General features: G+C 43.0%; 15 protein-coding genes. 13 read left to right on the top strand and 2 right to left on the bottom strand.

The window, feature by feature from the left end; all coding sequences use genetic code 11:
* Positions 1 to 37: 37 nt before the first annotated feature.
* From DTA23_RS17865 to DTA23_RS17840, 7 genes are all read left to right on the top strand, one after another.
* Positions 38 to 616 (top strand): RNA polymerase sigma factor, encoded by a 579-nt coding sequence (locus DTA23_RS17865; protein ID WP_070565798.1) that lies wholly within the window; start codon positions 38 to 40, stop codon positions 614 to 616.
* On the top strand, positions 603 to 1,394 hold the full coding sequence (locus DTA23_RS17860) for a hypothetical protein (RefSeq protein ID WP_112375551.1): 792 nt from the start codon (positions 603 to 605) through the stop codon (positions 1,392 to 1,394). Before DTA23_RS17865 ends, DTA23_RS17860 begins: the two co-directional genes overlap by 14 nt.
* A gap of 73 nt (positions 1,395 to 1,467) precedes the next feature.
* The gene (locus DTA23_RS17855) at positions 1,468 to 1,707 is read left to right on the top strand and encodes a hypothetical protein (protein WP_146753111.1); all 240 of its coding nucleotides are present in this window, start codon (positions 1,468 to 1,470) and stop codon (positions 1,705 to 1,707) included.
* 8 nt (positions 1,708 to 1,715) lie between these two features.
* A complete protein-coding gene (locus DTA23_RS30510; protein WP_370445158.1) occupies positions 1,716 to 1,847 on the top strand; it encodes a hypothetical protein in 132 nt (43 codons plus the stop codon).
* A 496-nt stretch (positions 1,848 to 2,343) separates the two neighbouring features.
* A complete protein-coding gene (locus DTA23_RS17850) occupies positions 2,344 to 4,014 on the top strand; it encodes a DUF3858 domain-containing protein (protein WP_440591181.1) in 1,671 nt (556 codons plus the stop codon).
* 391 nt (positions 4,015 to 4,405) lie between these two features.
* Positions 4,406 to 4,957, top strand: coding sequence for a dihydrofolate reductase family protein (locus DTA23_RS17845; protein WP_112375548.1), 552 nt, complete (start codon positions 4,406 to 4,408; stop codon positions 4,955 to 4,957).
* Positions 4,947 to 5,480 carry a MepB family protein gene (locus DTA23_RS17840; protein WP_112375547.1) on the top strand — a complete coding sequence of 178 codons (534 nt, stop codon included), beginning with the start codon at positions 4,947 to 4,949 and terminating at the stop codon, positions 5,478 to 5,480. The genes DTA23_RS17845 and DTA23_RS17840 overlap by 11 nt, the downstream gene beginning before the upstream one ends.
* Here DTA23_RS17840 and DTA23_RS17835 read toward each other — a convergent pair.
* Positions 5,477 to 6,961, bottom strand: coding sequence for an aminotransferase-like domain-containing protein (locus DTA23_RS17835; RefSeq protein WP_112375546.1), 1,485 nt, complete (start codon positions 6,959 to 6,961; stop codon positions 5,477 to 5,479). The two genes, DTA23_RS17840 and DTA23_RS17835, sit on opposite strands and share 4 nt — an antisense overlap.
* A 142-nt stretch (positions 6,962 to 7,103) precedes the next feature.
* Between DTA23_RS17835 and bioB the strand changes: the two genes are divergently transcribed.
* The 6 genes from bioB to bioD are packed head-to-tail and all read left to right on the top strand — an operon-like array spanning position 7,104 to position 12,804.
* Positions 7,104 to 8,183, top strand: a complete 1,080-nt coding sequence (bioB, locus tag DTA23_RS17830) for a biotin synthase BioB (RefSeq protein WP_112375545.1) — start codon at positions 7,104 to 7,106, stop codon at positions 8,181 to 8,183.
* Between the two features lie 8 nt (positions 8,184 to 8,191).
* The gene (bioA, locus tag DTA23_RS17825) at positions 8,192 to 9,508 is read left to right on the top strand and encodes an adenosylmethionine--8-amino-7-oxononanoate transaminase (RefSeq protein WP_172462449.1); all 1,317 of its coding nucleotides are present in this window, start codon (positions 8,192 to 8,194) and stop codon (positions 9,506 to 9,508) included.
* A complete protein-coding gene (locus tag DTA23_RS17820) occupies positions 9,505 to 10,665 on the top strand; it encodes an 8-amino-7-oxononanoate synthase (RefSeq protein WP_112375544.1) in 1,161 nt (386 codons plus the stop codon). The genes bioA and DTA23_RS17820 overlap by 4 nt, the downstream gene beginning before the upstream one ends.
* On the top strand, positions 10,662 to 11,360 hold the full coding sequence (locus tag DTA23_RS17815) for a DUF452 family protein (RefSeq protein ID WP_112375543.1): 699 nt from the start codon (positions 10,662 to 10,664) through the stop codon (positions 11,358 to 11,360). Before DTA23_RS17820 ends, DTA23_RS17815 begins: the two co-directional genes overlap by 4 nt.
* Positions 11,361 to 11,365: 5 nt before the next feature.
* Positions 11,366 to 12,124: a malonyl-ACP O-methyltransferase BioC gene (bioC, locus tag DTA23_RS17810; protein WP_218565405.1), complete on the top strand. Its 759-nt coding sequence runs from the start codon at positions 11,366 to 11,368 to the stop codon at positions 12,122 to 12,124.
* A 47-nt stretch (positions 12,125 to 12,171) separates the two neighbouring features.
* Positions 12,172 to 12,804 (top strand): dethiobiotin synthase, encoded by a 633-nt coding sequence (gene bioD, locus DTA23_RS17805; RefSeq protein WP_112375542.1) that lies wholly within the window; start codon positions 12,172 to 12,174, stop codon positions 12,802 to 12,804.
* A 96-nt stretch (positions 12,805 to 12,900) separates the two neighbouring features.
* Here bioD and DTA23_RS17800 read toward each other — a convergent pair whose 3' ends face one another.
* On the bottom strand, positions 12,901 to 15,414 hold the full coding sequence (locus DTA23_RS17800; RefSeq protein ID WP_112375541.1) for a phosphocholine-specific phospholipase C: 2,514 nt from the start codon (positions 15,412 to 15,414) through the stop codon (positions 12,901 to 12,903).
* Positions 15,415 to 15,470: the final 56 nt, after the last annotated feature.

Below are 15,470 nucleotides of genomic sequence, written 5' to 3'. Positions count from 1 at the left end.
CATAAACCAGAAAAAAAAAATATTTTTAGCCAATAAAATGTTCGCATTCAAGTCGTCAAAAATAGATACAGCACAAGACCACGAGCTCTTGCTGCACTACCAGGAGTCCATGGAGCTCCAGGTATTGGGGGATCTATACCAGCGACATACCGAGATGGTATACTATGTTTGTTTACGGTATCTCCAAGATTCCGAATTGAGCAAAGATGCTGTCATGAATATCTTTGAAGAATTAATATATAAGGTCAACAAGCAAGAAATCAAGGACTTCCCAAGATGGCTTTATGTACTAAGCAAGAACCATTGTTTGATGTATTTAAGGTCTCAAAAAAACAAATCTCAAATTTCTTTGGATGAATTTGTGAAATTTCCTGGAGACGTGCATCAGTATGAACAATATGATGAAAAAGAAGAACAGCTAACAGCCATGGAAGGCTGTCTGGAAAAGTTGCCAGACAAACAGCAGCAGTCGGTCAGACTCTTCTTCTTAGAGGAAAAATGTTACAAAGAGATTAGCGAATCTACCGGTTATAGCTTGAACGAAGTAAAGAGCTATATACAGAATGGGAAGCGGAATTTAAAAAATTGCATGGAGGCTTGGAATGAGCAACAGTAATTACGACATAGCATACTTAAAGAAATACGTCAACGGCGAATTATCTCCTACGGAGATGTACGCGCTTGAACGTGAGGCACAGCGTGACCCCATGCTGGCCGATATTCTTATGGGTATGGAAATGGATCAGAATAAAACCGTACTTACAACAATCAACAACCAAATTGCACAACGTGTTCAGAAAGATAATACCGCTAAAATAAAGGTCTTTGATTGGAAGAGACTTGCCATCGCCGCAGCGGCAGTGATCGTATTGGGGATTGGTCTCCTCCTTTACCGTCAACAGGACAAAAATTCCTCCGAAGCGAGGCGTACCGCCGAAGTAAGTATTACGCAGGAAAAACCCAAAACAAAGGTTACAGCAGCAGATTCTATCATTCCTTCAGATGATATTGCATCAAAAATAGGATCTCAAGATCATTTGCCACAATTAGCCGATAATAGCCGAACGCGGCTTCATGAACAGCATCCACTCGAAGAGGTAACCGTTTTATCCCGGGAACCATCCCTGCGTGTAAAATCATTGGAAGAAATGAAGGAAGGTCTCAATAATGATCGCCCTGTATTTGGATTAAGACCTGCAGACAGTACAATTGTTATCGGTTATGCACCAATGGCAAAGAAAAAAGATGCTTCCCAAACCATTATGATTCGGGGAACCTCAAGTTTAAACAATACCTTGCAGGCAGAGCTCCGGGTATTGCGATGCCACAACAACAAGTACCCGCTACAACTACAATTCGGGACAAAGAGACAGGCTTACCTATTTCGGGAGTGACAATCATTCAACCCAATAGCAAGTTTGCGACGAATACCGACGCACAGGGCCAAGCTACCATCCAACCAGCACAATGGATTCACTCGTCGACATCATGGCTCTGGGCTACAATTCTGTCGCATTGAATATGCGTCGCAGCAAAAATACGACGATCAAAATGCAACCTTCCGGCGCCTCACTTGATGAAGTCGTCGTTACAACGATGTCTTCACGCAAATCAAAAAGTGCCGAACCTATCTGGGGCTGGAGATCGTTCAACAATTATATCAAGAAAAAAACAGCTAAAAGCCGTTATGAGGCACTGTCCGTTTAAGCTTCTATATCGATAAAGATGGACTCCCAACAAATATCAGCGTTCTCCAAAGTGCAAATGATTACCTCGATGCCAAAGCCAAGAGATTCTACTTTCGGGACCAAAATGGAAAGGGGAAGACTACCGCTATGTCACGTTAAGCTTCGAATTCACCTTGTAAGGATGCGATCTGAGCAATCCTATCTAATTACAACACAAGTTTATCTCGCTATCGGACAAATAAGCAATCGCAATTGATCGATCCATTTGTCTTTTCAACCAATTTAATTTATAAGGGTTTGGATTTAAAATTATTTCATACTTTAGTGTTATAATTCTTAACCATACAGTCATTTTTTATGAAAAGTTTTTTCACTGGCCTCTCCTGCTTAGTGGTGTATACCTACAAGCGCAAGATTTTTCGTTCGGTAAAATAAAAAAGGAAGATTTTGCCATTATGTTGACAAAATAGATACAGCAGCAAATGCCTTTGTCTTACGCGAATATGGATCAGCCGAAGTAAGTTATGATAAAAACAAAGGTCCGGTTGTTCAATTTTTCAGACACGTCCGCATTAAAATATTAAATAAGGAAGCTTATAATTACGCTAATTTCAGTATCCCTTTATATAAAAGCGGCAACGACCGGGAAGTCCTTATGGACATCAAGGGAGCGTCCTATCACCTCGTCGGAGATAAGGTTGTAGAAACAGAGATGACGAAAGCGAATATTTTTAACGAAAACGCCTCAGAAAACTATGCGGTAACGAAAGCGGCCATTCCGCAGGTCCAAGAAGGTACAATTATTGAATACCGCTACCGCACAGAATCGCCATTTATTTTTAACTTAAATGCCTGGGAATTTCAGGAAGATCTCCCAAAAATTTATAGCCAATACGTCACGCGTATTCCCGAAGTTTTTCATTACAAAGCCAATTTAAAGGGGGGATTAGCCGTCAGTGACCGGAAGGTAGAAAATTACAACACAGGCCTGGATTCTCAAGTTGGAGAAGTCTTAGGCAATAAAACCACCTATACCATGGAAAATATTCCGGCTTTCCATACCGAAGATTACATGACCTCTTCCAAAAATTTTAGGTCAATCATTTTCTTTGAGCTTGGTCGGTATAGCATTCCAATGGGACCGACAAAAGACTTTTCGCTCACGTGGGAAAATGTCAGAGATAAACTTGTACAGGACGAAAGTTTTGGTGGACAGGTAAAGCGAAAAACGGCATTGAAAGAGTTCATTGAACCGGTATTGCAGGATTCAAAAGATGACCTGGAGAAAGCGGTACGACTGTATACCTACTTCCAGAAACAAATAAAATGGAATAACCGCCATTCGATCTACGCAAAAAATATCAAAGAAGCCATCGAAAAAAGAACAGGCAATAGCGCCGATATTAACCTTGGACTGGTCAATGCCTTACGTTATGCGAAACTAGATGCCATCCCTGTTATTTTATCGACACGTGAGAATGGCTATGCAGGGCTCTATGCACCAGCGATATCAGAGTTCAACCATGTCATTGCCCAGGTAAAAATAGGTGAAAACTACTACCTGCTGGATGCGACCTCTCCCTATGAGATGTTTGGAAATATTCCAATGAAATGTGTCAACTTTCAGGGAAGATCAATTCCCCTGGAAGGCGAATCTGACTGGGTAAAGCTCGAGGCAAATCTTGCATCTACTTACAGTAACTTCTTCTACGGTGAACTGTCGGAAGATGGTGCATTAAAAGGAAAATGGATTACCTCACGTAACGGTTATGGTGCTTCCAAAATGCGTGAGCGCCTTCAAGGAAGTAATTCTGAAGAAGAATTCTACGAAAAAATAGATGAAGAAAACAATCGCATCAAAATCAATAGTTTTAAAGTATCGAATCGGGAATCCCTTGATAAACCGCTAACGGAGGAGTTTGAAATTGAGATTAAGAATTTTGCAACCCTGCAAAATGAACAACTTCTATTCAATCCTTATATTGACACAAAAATGTCCAAGAATCCCTTCAACCTTACGGAGCGGAATTATCCGATCGACTTTGGTTCTTTAGTCCAAGAAGAGTGCTACATTGAAATCAAACTGCCAAAAGGCTATGCATATCCAACGGAAGGAAAGTTAAAAAACATCAGTATGGCTCTTCCTGAACGTGCGGCCCGATATATTTTCAAAATCAATAATACAACACCGGATGTTCTGATCATCGAATCTGCAACACAATTAAACAAACCCTTGTTTATGCCGGAAGAGTATTTTGATTTAAAAGAGTTTTTCAGTCGGATCATCCAGGCAGAAAAATTAGATGTTGTACTCAAAAAAATATAACGATATCACTTAACACAAACTTCATTTTATATTGACGATTAGCTTAAATAAGGGTGATAACTTTGAATATCAAAAAATAGTAAAATGATTAAAGATTCAGATTTATTCGAACTAGAGAATACCTTCCTTGGTGAAGGTTTCGAATTAGATGGTGATGATATTATCACCGATGAAGACTAGGTCTTCACTTTTTTAGCAAGTATTATTCCCCTTATATAATCTCAAAGCCCAGACATTCTTTGCTGGGCTTTTTCTTTGCTCCGTTGTTCGGCAATTTGGCCAAACCTTATTATTTCTCTATCTTTATGTTATCCTGACAATCCGCCGTTGAGCTAACCCAGCTTCTATTATTACGGGAACGCAAGTAACAGGTTTAAAGCAAATAACACACATGAGAAAAATAATATTGGATCTGGCCATGACCCTAGATGGCTTTATTGAAGGCTCACAGGGAGAGGTTGACTGGTGCATTATGGATGATGACATGGATTTCGATGGCTTTTTGGCTTCGGTCGATACCATCTTTTATGGCCGGGTGAGCTATGATGCCTGGGGTAATTTCCAACCGGGTGCTACGGCCGATGAAACGGAAATAAATCTTTGGAAAAATGTCCATGCGAAGAAAAAATATGTTTTTTCCAGTCAAGCAAGACAAGATGAAAACGCTACTTTCATCCAAACTGATATCACTGAACATGTTCAGGAAATAAAAGCGCAGCCCGGAAAAGATATTTGGCTATATGGGGGAGCACGTCTAATCACAACATTCATCCAAGCCAACCTTGTTGACGTCTATCGCATTTCCGTTCACCCCATTGCCCTGGGAAGTGGCAAGCCTTTATTCGAAAACTTACCTGAACGACTATCCCTAAAACTTGTCCAAAGCGTCACATTCAAATCGGGTGTTGTTCAGTTAATCTATATCCCTCAACATGAATCTTAACCATCAGGCAGCCCCACAGATCGCTGACCAGATGATTAGGAAAGTACTAGATCAGCTCGAAAGTATATTTATGCCCCATTGCTCGCTCCTATCGGAAGATCAACCAGGTAGAGCCTATTATGGTTTTAATTTTCAACTGGGCAACAAAAACTTCAAATTTAGGAAGGCTAAGATAACACCAAGAAAAGTGGGGTTATTCGTTGCTCTTTGGAAACGTGACAGCGGTGGTCAAACCATCCCCTATACTGCAGATGATCCTTTCGATTATTACCTTATTTTAGTTGAGCAAGACCAGCATTGCGGCTTATTTGTTTTTCCAAAACAGGCGCTCATTGAACATGAAATCCTCACAGCAGGTTGTCAAGAGGGTAAACGCGGATTCCGAATTTATCCAGATTGGAGCATCCCAACGAACAAACAGGCTACCAAAAGCAAACAATGGCAGCACACATACTTTGTGGATTGCTGTGGGTCTCCTCAAGAAGCCAAAAACAAATTGACCCATATACTGCAAAGCAACTAGTCGATATTTCCGACCAAATCGGCATAAGCAGCACGCAACAAAGAAATTGCCGTCACCATACTTTGTTCGTCAAGATGGGCAAACCCCAACCGCAATGCTGTAACGGTTTTATTTTGATAAAGGCAATTACTCGGCAACAAGAGTCCTAGCAACCGCACTTTTTCTTGCAAGGCTGTCAGCGAAACAACCCGATTAAACTGTATCCAAAAAGCCAGTCCCGAGGACGGGATTTCAAACCGGATCTGATCTTCAAAATGCCGTAACAGCAATTGGGCAAACAATTCTTTTCGCTCAGCAATTGTTTTCTGAAATTTACGCTGATACCGAAAGATATCACCCTGATGGATAATTTCACCCAAGGTTTTCTCGATCATAAAATTCGGTTTTCCGAAGATATTCAAATACTTTTTACCTTCATCCAACAGATCCTGTGGTGCGATCAAAAAGTTCATTTGGAAACCAGGATCAAAGAAACTACCGAAAGCACCTGTATAAATCACGCGGTTACCGCCATTTTTCCGAAAAAGTGATTCGCCTTTCTCCTTAAAAAAAGAAGACTCAAAATCCACATCATCCTCAATAATGATAAAGTTATACTGCTCGGCCAACGCTAATAATTGAATTTTCCTCCGCTCGGAAAGGTTAACCGTCGTTGGATACTGACATCTGGTATTGAGGTAAACACATCTGATTTCTCCGGGTTTAAATTGATCTCCGATTTTATCTACATTCATCCCCTCCGCATCTACCGGAATGGTTTTTAGCTTGGCCCCAGCTTGACTAAAGATCATGTTAGGTAAAAAATAACTTAAATTTTCCACCAGCACAATATCACCTGGTCGGATCAATAATCTGGATAAAATTGAAAAAATCTGCTCGCGGCTGGCAATAGGCAACAAGAAATTCCGGGAAAGATGAAACCCTCTTGTTAAATTCAGATAATAGCTTAACTGGTCCCTAAAAAACAAATTCCCTTCAGTCGTCGTCGGAAAATCATCACTTTTCTTTTTCCGTTTCACCATGGATGCATAAAAACGCACCAGTTCCTCCGTTCCAATGACATTATAATCCGGTGTTCCATCCGTAAAATAGTACCTTTCGGGAACCTCTGAAATAGGCATATCTAAGATGAGTTCCTTTCTAAAAAAGTAAGGTGCAAAATCAGGCGGCTGTCTAAATGCCTTAACTGCAGACCTGGAGGTGCCGATACGCTCGGGATTTTTCACAAAAGTTCCGCGATTAGGTAAAATTTTCACCCAGCCCTGGTCCTGCAATTCCGCTAAAGCAGCTACAATGGTTTTTCGGTGCACATTTAGTTCATCAGCAATCTTCCGACTTCCGGGCAACAGATCTCCATCTTCCAATAGATTGCGTTTGACGGCATTGATAAATTGATAAACAATCTGCAGATAGATGGCATCTTCCTTACGGCGATCTATCTTAATAATGGAATGAAAACCTATACTAACCGGACTACTCATTATGTTTATTTCGGACTACCAAAGTTATCATTTAAACTATAATCTTTGCAATTATCAAGAAAAAATAATCGCGTTGAATTACTCAATCCCAATGGTCATTAAGCAAAATAGACCTGACTTTAGCATAAAAATTAGCAATAATATGGAAACAAAACCACAGTGGACGCAGGAAGAAGTTGTTGCTTTATACAACAAACCAATAATGGATCTTCTTTATGAAGCGGCATCGATACATCGGAAATATCACGACCCCAACAAAGTACAAGTGTCCACATTGATCTCAATAAAAACAGGTGGCTGTCCCGAAGACTGTGCCTATTGTCCACAGGCCGCACGTTACCATACGAATGTAAAAGCGGAAGGCCTAATGAGCCTAGAGCAGGTAAAGGAGCAGGCACTGGCGGCCAAAGCTGGCGGTAGCTCACGAATCTGTATGGGGGCCGCCTGGCGTAATGTTAAAGATGGCCCTGAGTTTGATCATGTACTGGAGATGGTCCGCACATTGAATAGACTTGACATGGAAGTCTGCTGCACACTAGGTATGCTGACCGAAAACCAGGCACATCGTCTTTCAGAAGCCGGACTATACGCCTACAACCATAACCTCGACTCCTCTGCCGACTACTATAAGGAAATTATCTCGACCAGAAGCTATGATGATCGCCTGCAAACGATCGAAAATGTACGTAAAACCAACATAACGGTATGTAGCGGTGGTATTATTGGGATGGGAGAAAGTATCGCCGACCGTGCAGCGATGTTGGTCACGCTTGCTTCGCTCATTCCACAACCCGAATCGGTACCGATCAATGCACTCGTTCCTGTACCCGGTACTCCAATGGAGGTCATGGAAGCAGTTTCGATATGGGAAATGGTACGCATGGTCGCTACAGCCCGAATTATATTACCCACCACACAGGTTCGCCTTTCTGCAGGGCGTACCAACATGAGTACAGAGGGACAAGCTTTATGCTTTTTCGCAGGAGCCAATTCGATTTTCTCGGGCGACAAACTCCTCACCACGCCCAATCCCGCTATCAACGAAGATATGGATATGTTTAAAACACTGGGGTTAGTGGCACAGCAGCCTTTCGAGAAAAAAAATCAACCCGAAACCATCGCAACGGAGATGGCGCATTACCATGATCTTGATGAAAGACCAAGATGGTCAAGACCAGAACATAAAATCCAGCGTAACATCGCTAAACAGCAAGACAAATAACAAACCCTATGCAGCAAACCATAATGGAAGGAAAAGAAATCAACCAACACGACCTTATCGATGATTTTGACAGAGCGCATTTATGGCATCCGTATACAACCATGACTAATCCCTTACCTGCCTACAAGGTTAAACGGGCAGATGGCTGTATAATCGAGTTGGAAAATGGGCAGCAACTTATCGATGGTATGTCCTCTTGGTGGTGCGCCATCCATGGCTACAATCACCCCGTCCTGAACGCTGCGGTCACAGCACAGCTCAGCAGCATGTCACACATGATGTTTGGCGGACTTACACACGAACCAGCAATTGCCCTCGGTAAAATACTGCTTGATATCACCCCTGCTTCACTCAACAAAATATTTTATGCCGATTCGGGTTCTGTTGCAGTGGAAGTTGCGCTTAAAATGGCTACTCAATACTGGGTATCACAAAAAAAGACCAATAAAACAAACTTTGTCACGATTCGTTCGGGATACCATGGCGATACCTGGAACGCGATGTCGGTCTGTGATCCCATTACTGGCATGCACCGCATCTTTGACCATGCTTTACCCAAACGCTATTTTGCCCCTGCCCCAAAAATAGGGTTTAACCAAAAATGGGATGCCAATGACATTCAACCCTTAGCAGACCTGATCTGCTCGCATAAGGACGAACTGGCCGCTCTCATCCTCGAACCTATCGTTCAGGGAGCCGGTGGTATGCGTTTTTATCATCCGGAGTACTTGCGTCAGGCAGCACATCTTTGCAAAGAAAATCAGCTGCTATTAATCTTTGATGAAATTGCTACCGGATTTGGACGCACGGGAAAGCTCTTTGCCTGGGAGCATGCCGGAATAGTGCCCGACATCATGTGCATCGGCAAGGCCTTGACCGGTGGTTATATGACACTTTCCGCCGTGATTACTTCAGATCATGTTGCAACTACAATCTCCAACGGTAAACCGGGTACGTTTATGCACGGGCCAACTTTTATGGCCAACCCCTTGGCTTGCGCTGTAGCCCACGCTTCTATCAAATTACTGTTGGCAACGGACTGGAAAGCGAAAGTAACGTTAATCGAGCAACAATTGAGACGGGAACTTAGCGCTGCTACAATGCTGCCCCAAGTTGAGGAGCTCAGAATTTTAGGTGCAATTGCAGTTATCGAGATGAAAAACTCCGTCGATCTATCCCGCATACAACAGCGGTTTATCGAAGAAGGAATTTGGGTTAGGCCATTCGGAAAACTGATTTATATCATGCCCCCTTTTATCATAAACGAAGGCGAGCTACACAAGTTAACACAGGCATTACTAGCCGTAATCAGCACAATCCAATGAGTGAAAACAGTTTAATCCAGCGCATTGAAGACGAATTATTTACCCTTGAAAAGCAAGGGAATATACGAAAACTCCCCCTTATCACACAGCAGGGTAAAGCAGAACAGGAGTATGTTAACGCGCATCACAACCTCTCTTCTAACGATTATCTTGGCCTAGCAACAGATCAGATACTTCGTCAAGAATTTCTAAACTCAGTGACAAAGGATAATGCTGTATTCAGTGCTTCCTCTTCACGTCTACTCACAGGAAACCATGCAGGCTATACGCAATTGGAAACAACGCTGTGCCGTATGTTTGGCACGGAGAGTGCATTGGTCTTTAACAGTGGCTATCATATGAATATAGGCATACTTCCTGCAGTGTGTGATACACAGACACTAATTCTCGCCGATAAGGGTATCCACGCAAGCCTAATTGATGGCATCCGACTGTCCAATGCGGCCTGCTACAGGTACCGCCATTCCGATTACACCCACTTAACGCAATTATTGGCAAAATATGCCCATCGCTTCACACGCATCATCATCGTCACAGAAAGTATTTTTAGTATGGATGGTGATTGCACTGACCTCCACTATCTGGTCAGTCTAAAACAGCGTTACCCCAACACCTTACTCTATGTCGATGAAGCGCACGCCGTAGGGGTACGCGGAATACGGGGGCTTGGCTGCGCAGAAGAACAGCACTGCATTACCGACATTGATTTCCTGACAGGCACCTTCGGAAAAGCGCTAGCATCGCTTGGTGGCTACCTGCTCTGTAAAGAACCCATCCAGAATTATTTGATCAATAAGGCTCGTACGCTAGTTTTTACAACCGCGCTACCACCGATCAACCTTTTATGGACCGCGTTTATTCTGGAACGCTTAAGCGACTTCACTGACCGGCGCCAACAGCTGCACAAAAATAGCCTATTGCTTAAACAGCAAATAATTGCCAAAGGCTTTAATTGTCCGTCAGAGAGCCATATTCTACCAGTCATTATCGGTGATAATAAGGAAACGATACTGAAAGCAGAAGACCTGCAGCGAAAGGGATTTTACGTACTTCCCATACGTCCGCCGACAGTACCAGAAGGAACTTCAAGAATCCGGCTTTCATTAACAGCAACAATGACCTCGGCCATGATCAAACAACTTGCAGCAAGCTTATGATACTTAAAAGAATCTCCCCTAAACGGGTCACTTCAGCCGATAATTTCCCAAGGCAGTATCTTCACCCAAAATCCAACGAAAAACTGCTTTTATTTTTTGCAGGCTGGGGCATGGATGAACAGCCTTTTTTGCACTACTCTCCTGTGGGCAAAGATCTTATTGTTGCCTATAGCTATACGGATTTACTGTTGGACGAACGTCTGCTCGCAGGATACCGGGAAATTGAGGTTTTCGCCTGGTCTATGGGGGTATGGGCAGCAGCAACGGTACTGCCCGAGCTCCAAAACAGCAATTACCCCATCAGTACGTGTACCGCAATCAATGGAACACCATTTCCAATAGATGACGAAAAAGGAATTCCAGCCCAGTTATTCAAAGGAACATTGGATACACTGAGCGATAAAACACTGGAAAAATTCAGATTCCGCATGTGTGGCTCTAAGGACCTTTTTAACTGCTTTCTTGAGAGAGCGCCCCAACGGGACATCGAAGACCTTCGCACAGAGCTCATCGCCATTGAAAAAACCGCAAGTACAAAATCAGCAACAGCATTTCAATGGCATCAGGCATATATCGGTAAAGAAGACCGAATCTTCCACGTAGAAAATCAAAAACGTGCCTGGTCCGATACCGCATATACGATAATTGACGCTACGCATTATCCCGAACAATTATTTAAGCACCTTTTAAAATGATCATCATGATGGACAAACAAAGGATTATATCCCGTTTTTCTAAAGCTGCGCGGAACTATCAGTCGGCAGCGACTGCTCAGTACGAAATAGCAAAAAAAATGATCAGCTTAATGCAGGAGTACATACCGCTCAGACCGCAAAAAGTATTGGAAATTGGCTGCGGCACGGGACTTTTTTCGCGGTTGATGCTACAGCATCTCAAACCTCAAAAAATGGTTTTAAATGATATCTGTCCAGCAATGATGCCCGAAGTAATGGATATTTTGACCTCGCCGCACACGTTCTGCTGTGCTGATGCAGAAACCTATGCTTTTCCCAAAGATATCAATCTAATCGCTTCCTGCTCTACGATTCAGTGGTTCAACAATCCCCGCGCTTTCTTTGAGAACTGTTATGTATCGCTACCGAACTCGGGTATCCTTGCCTTCAGTACTTTTGGTCATGACAATATGCACGAGATCAATGCTACTGCAGATGTTGGACTAAGCTATCGATCTAAATCCGAACTTATTGCCGAACTTTTAACATTGAATTATACGATCCTCGCTGCACGAGAAGAACATTTACAACTATACTTTGAAAGCCCTTTACAAGTTCTGCTCCACCTGAAGCAAACGGGAGTGACGGGAATAAAAAATCACCGGTGGACAAAAGGCACGCTCCGGGCTTTCTGCGACCAGTATACTGCTCGTTACGGGACAGAAAAAGGCGTATCGCTAACCTACCATCCCATCTATATTATTGCAAAAAAAAACATCAGCTGAACACGCCAATCACCAACAATCTGACAACCAACAAAAGAAACATAGCAATGAATGAAAATATCTATTTTGTTTCCGGCATAGACACCGGGATCGGAAAAAGTTATGCTACTGGCCTCCTCGCGAAACAATGGAATACAAGTGGTATACGCACCATTACTCAAAAGCTGGTACAAACTGGAAATACAGCTATTTCCGAAGATATCGTCCTGCATCGCCAACTCATGGAAATCCCATTAACGGTGGAAGATCATCAGAAAATCACCATGCCGGAGATTTTCAGCTACCCGGCCTCCCCGCATCTGGCAGCGCGCCTAGATAATCGTGAAATTGACTTTACCAAGATCAGACAGGCAAGCTTGACATTAAGCCATCGCTACGATGCTGTGCTTATTGAGGGCGCAGGTGGATTGATGGTTCCGTTAAGAGAGGATTATCTGATTATTGATTACATCCAAGAAATGCAGTATCCCCTTATTTTTGTCACATCGGGGAAATTAGGGAGTATCAATCATACCTTATTAAGTCTGGAAGCGATTGCCAAGCGCAAGATCAACCTACACACCCTGGTTTACAATACGTTCCCCGTTCATAAAGACCGCACCATAAGTTCTGATACGGAGTTATATCTTCGTCGTTATATAGAAAAACACCATCCGGAGGCCTTATTTGTCCGCTTGTAAATAAGGTCAACCGGATACGATTGTTAGACTGATAGAGCAACAGCAGGTAGACCAGTCAAAAAGAATTGGCCGCTGTCCCTGCTGAAATAGTCCAGATTATGCTAATAATGGATCAGTTGTACACTCAACCCCTGTTTCCAATCGCCCTGCAAGCTGAATGAGGAAGCTGCTGTCTTCCTTGAGTCGTACAGCAATATCATACCAATTTCCTTGACTTTCAACGTCCAGGATCAACGGAACTTCTTCAGCGGGAGCGATTTCTTTCGTTACGGCATATTTTCCATAGCTAAGGCTCTCGACAACTACGGTTACCCGCTGGTCGCTATTGTTCCCGAGTTTCAATTGCAATTTTCCTGTTGCCGCCTGAGTCAGCGCTTTGAGCTCCGGAGAAACGGTTGCCGCTAGCGCCACAGCTCCTTTCTGTCCAGAAAATTTTCGATAAAAACCATTTGGACCATGTAATTCAAAAGCATAGCGGTCTCCTGCAAATCGTGCCAGGTCCCACTGATATGTCAAACGATCACCGGCCTTCACCGCAAAATTCCAATTGCGGTAGGTTTCACTTTGCCCCTGTTCATCACGATATTCCAACGGACTATACACGTTGAAAGCTGTACCGGAAGTCTTTTTTCCGAAAAACTTGTTGTCTACAGTCATCGCCAGATGAAACTGTCCATCTTTCACATAGCCCACCGCATCATGCGCATAAGGCAATTGCAGGGATTTACGAATCCCCCGCTCCTGTATTCGGTCAAATCCCGGAATCCATCCGTTTTTAGTTGCTAGATCAGGATCTTTGACCTCAACAAAGCCTTGTGGATCATCTTTGAACTGCGCATTGTATATCGTTTCGATATATTGATTCCGATCAAGAAAAGGAAGTTGTTCCTTTTGCTGCGTAAAAGGTGTAAAGGCGCTTGTTAAATCACCACAGATTGTTCTACGCCATGCACTGATGTTTTCCAAATGCAGATTCTTGTTCAGCTTTTTATTAAAGAAAGATTCCAAAAATTGCAAAGTAGAGGTATGATCAAATACCTGAGAGCAGACCTTACCACCGCGCGACCAAGGCGACGCAATATACATGGGAACACGAAAACCTAGGCCCACAGCCCCTTCGCGTGCCTGTTTTTTAGGAATCCCCTGTTTTAGCTCATTTTCTAAACGAACCATCTCCACCTCCGTATCGATCCCTGGAGAACATGCACCTGTATCTTTCTTCTTTAAATCTGGCACCAGAAAAGGTTTAACATGGTCGTAGTAACCATCGTTTTCATCATAGGTAATGATAAAAATTGTTTTTTTCCAAACTTCGGGGTTCTTCGTTAAGATATCTAAGACTTCAGATACATACCAAGCTCCATACCAGGGCGCACTCGGGTGGTCCGAAAAATTCTGCGGACCGGCCAACCAGGATACGGCAGGCAGTTTCCCGGTATCAACGTCTTTACGGAATTGATAAAGAATATCTCCTTTAGGGACTTCCAGCGTGCTTTTTTTTCCCTGTGTCTTAAAACGTAAGGTATCAAGCGATCTGTAATTTTTATCCCCCTTGTTTACCGTAAACGCCCGCTCATTTAATGATTTCGTAAAATCACTTAGCTTGTTATAATTGTTTGCATTGAATTCCTTTAGTTCGGTCTCAGCTCGCTCCAGTGCTTCACTTTTTTTGCGAATATCAGCGCGTATCTTTTCTGCTTGTTCCTCGGAAGAAGGTGACTTCTCTTCCAACTTAGAAATCTGCATGGGCAAATCCCGAACCTGTGTTTCCAGGCTTCTGATATAGTTCTCCTTAAATTTAACTTGATAAGCCTGAAAAAACTCCAGTAGATTACACCCAAAATTGGATAACCATGCTCTTTCCTGTCCAGAAAAACCTCCGCCACAGCTGGTCTCATTTTGATAGAAACGCCAGTTAATGCCGTTCTTTTCAAGCAATTCCGGAAAAGTTGCCCAGGTCATTTTACCATAGCCAAAGTCATCGTTCCGAATATTCACTTTTTGCAGACCATCTTTCATCTCTGTAATCTTACCCGTCCAGAAAAAGGAACGGTTAGGCGTCGTGCTTGTCATGCCCGAGCAAAAATTCTGGTCACATACTGTAAAAGCATCCGCTAAGGCATAATGAAAAGGTAGATCTTCCCGTGTAAAGTATCCCAATGTCAGTGGCATCGCCGCATATTGTTTATTCCCTGATTGCTTCGATAACAGCCAATGATCGTAACGTCCTCGGTTAAAGGCATCCACCTGGCTTGCTCGACTATGTGGAAGCGAACCCATCCAGGTCACTTTACTTTCTTTCAGATTTAATCGAAAAGGAGCATAAGTTTTTCCCGCTTTATCCGTTTGATACCAGACGGGTAAACCGTTTGGTAAACGTATCGAACGGGGATCATTAAACCCCCGAACTCCCGAAAGACTACCTAGCGTATGGTCAAAGGAGCGGTTCTCCTGCATCAGGATGACAATATGCTCGGCATCTAAAAAACTGCTTCCTGGGGCAGGGTCTATCGCAAAGGCTTTCTGGATCGATGCGGGCATAAAGCTGGCAATACCTGCTGCTCCCGAAAATAGTAGGGTCTTTCGGAGGAATTCTCTTCTGCTTTCCATAATACTTATTTATAATTTCGATTTGAATCTACTTAGATTTCTTTTTGTTTCATATT

Source organism: Sphingobacterium multivorum (assembly GCF_900457465.1).
GTDB classification, from domain to species: domain Bacteria; phylum Bacteroidota; class Bacteroidia; order Sphingobacteriales; family Sphingobacteriaceae; genus Sphingobacterium; species Sphingobacterium multivorum.
The sequence above is the reverse complement of the archived record's forward strand: the minus strand, read 5'-3'. Positions and strand labels throughout refer to the sequence as shown.

Coding starts and splice junctions, on each gene's coding strand:
- DTA23_RS17865 (WP_070565798.1), top strand. CDS start 38: ATGTTCGCATTCAAGTCGTCAAAAATAGATACAGCACAAGACCACGAG.
- DTA23_RS17800 (WP_112375541.1), bottom strand. CDS start 15,414: ATGGAAAGCAGAAGAGAATTCCTCCGAAAGACCCTACTATTTTCGGGA.
- bioB (WP_112375545.1), top strand. CDS start 7,104: ATGGAAACAAAACCACAGTGGACGCAGGAAGAAGTTGTTGCTTTATAC.
- DTA23_RS17840 (WP_112375547.1), top strand. CDS start 4,947: ATGAATCTTAACCATCAGGCAGCCCCACAGATCGCTGACCAGATGATT.
- DTA23_RS17845 (WP_112375548.1), top strand. CDS start 4,406: ATGAGAAAAATAATATTGGATCTGGCCATGACCCTAGATGGCTTTATT.
- DTA23_RS17835 (WP_112375546.1), bottom strand. CDS start 6,961: ATGAGTAGTCCGGTTAGTATAGGTTTTCATTCCATTATTAAGATAGAT.
- bioD (WP_112375542.1), top strand. CDS start 12,172: ATGAATGAAAATATCTATTTTGTTTCCGGCATAGACACCGGGATCGGA.
- DTA23_RS17815 (WP_112375543.1), top strand. CDS start 10,662: ATGATACTTAAAAGAATCTCCCCTAAACGGGTCACTTCAGCCGATAAT.
- DTA23_RS17855 (WP_146753111.1), top strand. CDS start 1,468: ATGGATTCACTCGTCGACATCATGGCTCTGGGCTACAATTCTGTCGCA.
- bioC (WP_218565405.1), top strand. CDS start 11,366: ATGATGGACAAACAAAGGATTATATCCCGTTTTTCTAAAGCTGCGCGG.
- DTA23_RS17860 (WP_112375551.1), top strand. CDS start 603: ATGAGCAACAGTAATTACGACATAGCATACTTAAAGAAATACGTCAAC.
- bioA (WP_172462449.1), top strand. CDS start 8,192: ATGCAGCAAACCATAATGGAAGGAAAAGAAATCAACCAACACGACCTT.
- DTA23_RS17850 (WP_440591181.1), top strand. CDS start 2,344: ATGGACATCAAGGGAGCGTCCTATCACCTCGTCGGAGATAAGGTTGTA.
- DTA23_RS17820 (WP_112375544.1), top strand. CDS start 9,505: ATGAGTGAAAACAGTTTAATCCAGCGCATTGAAGACGAATTATTTACC.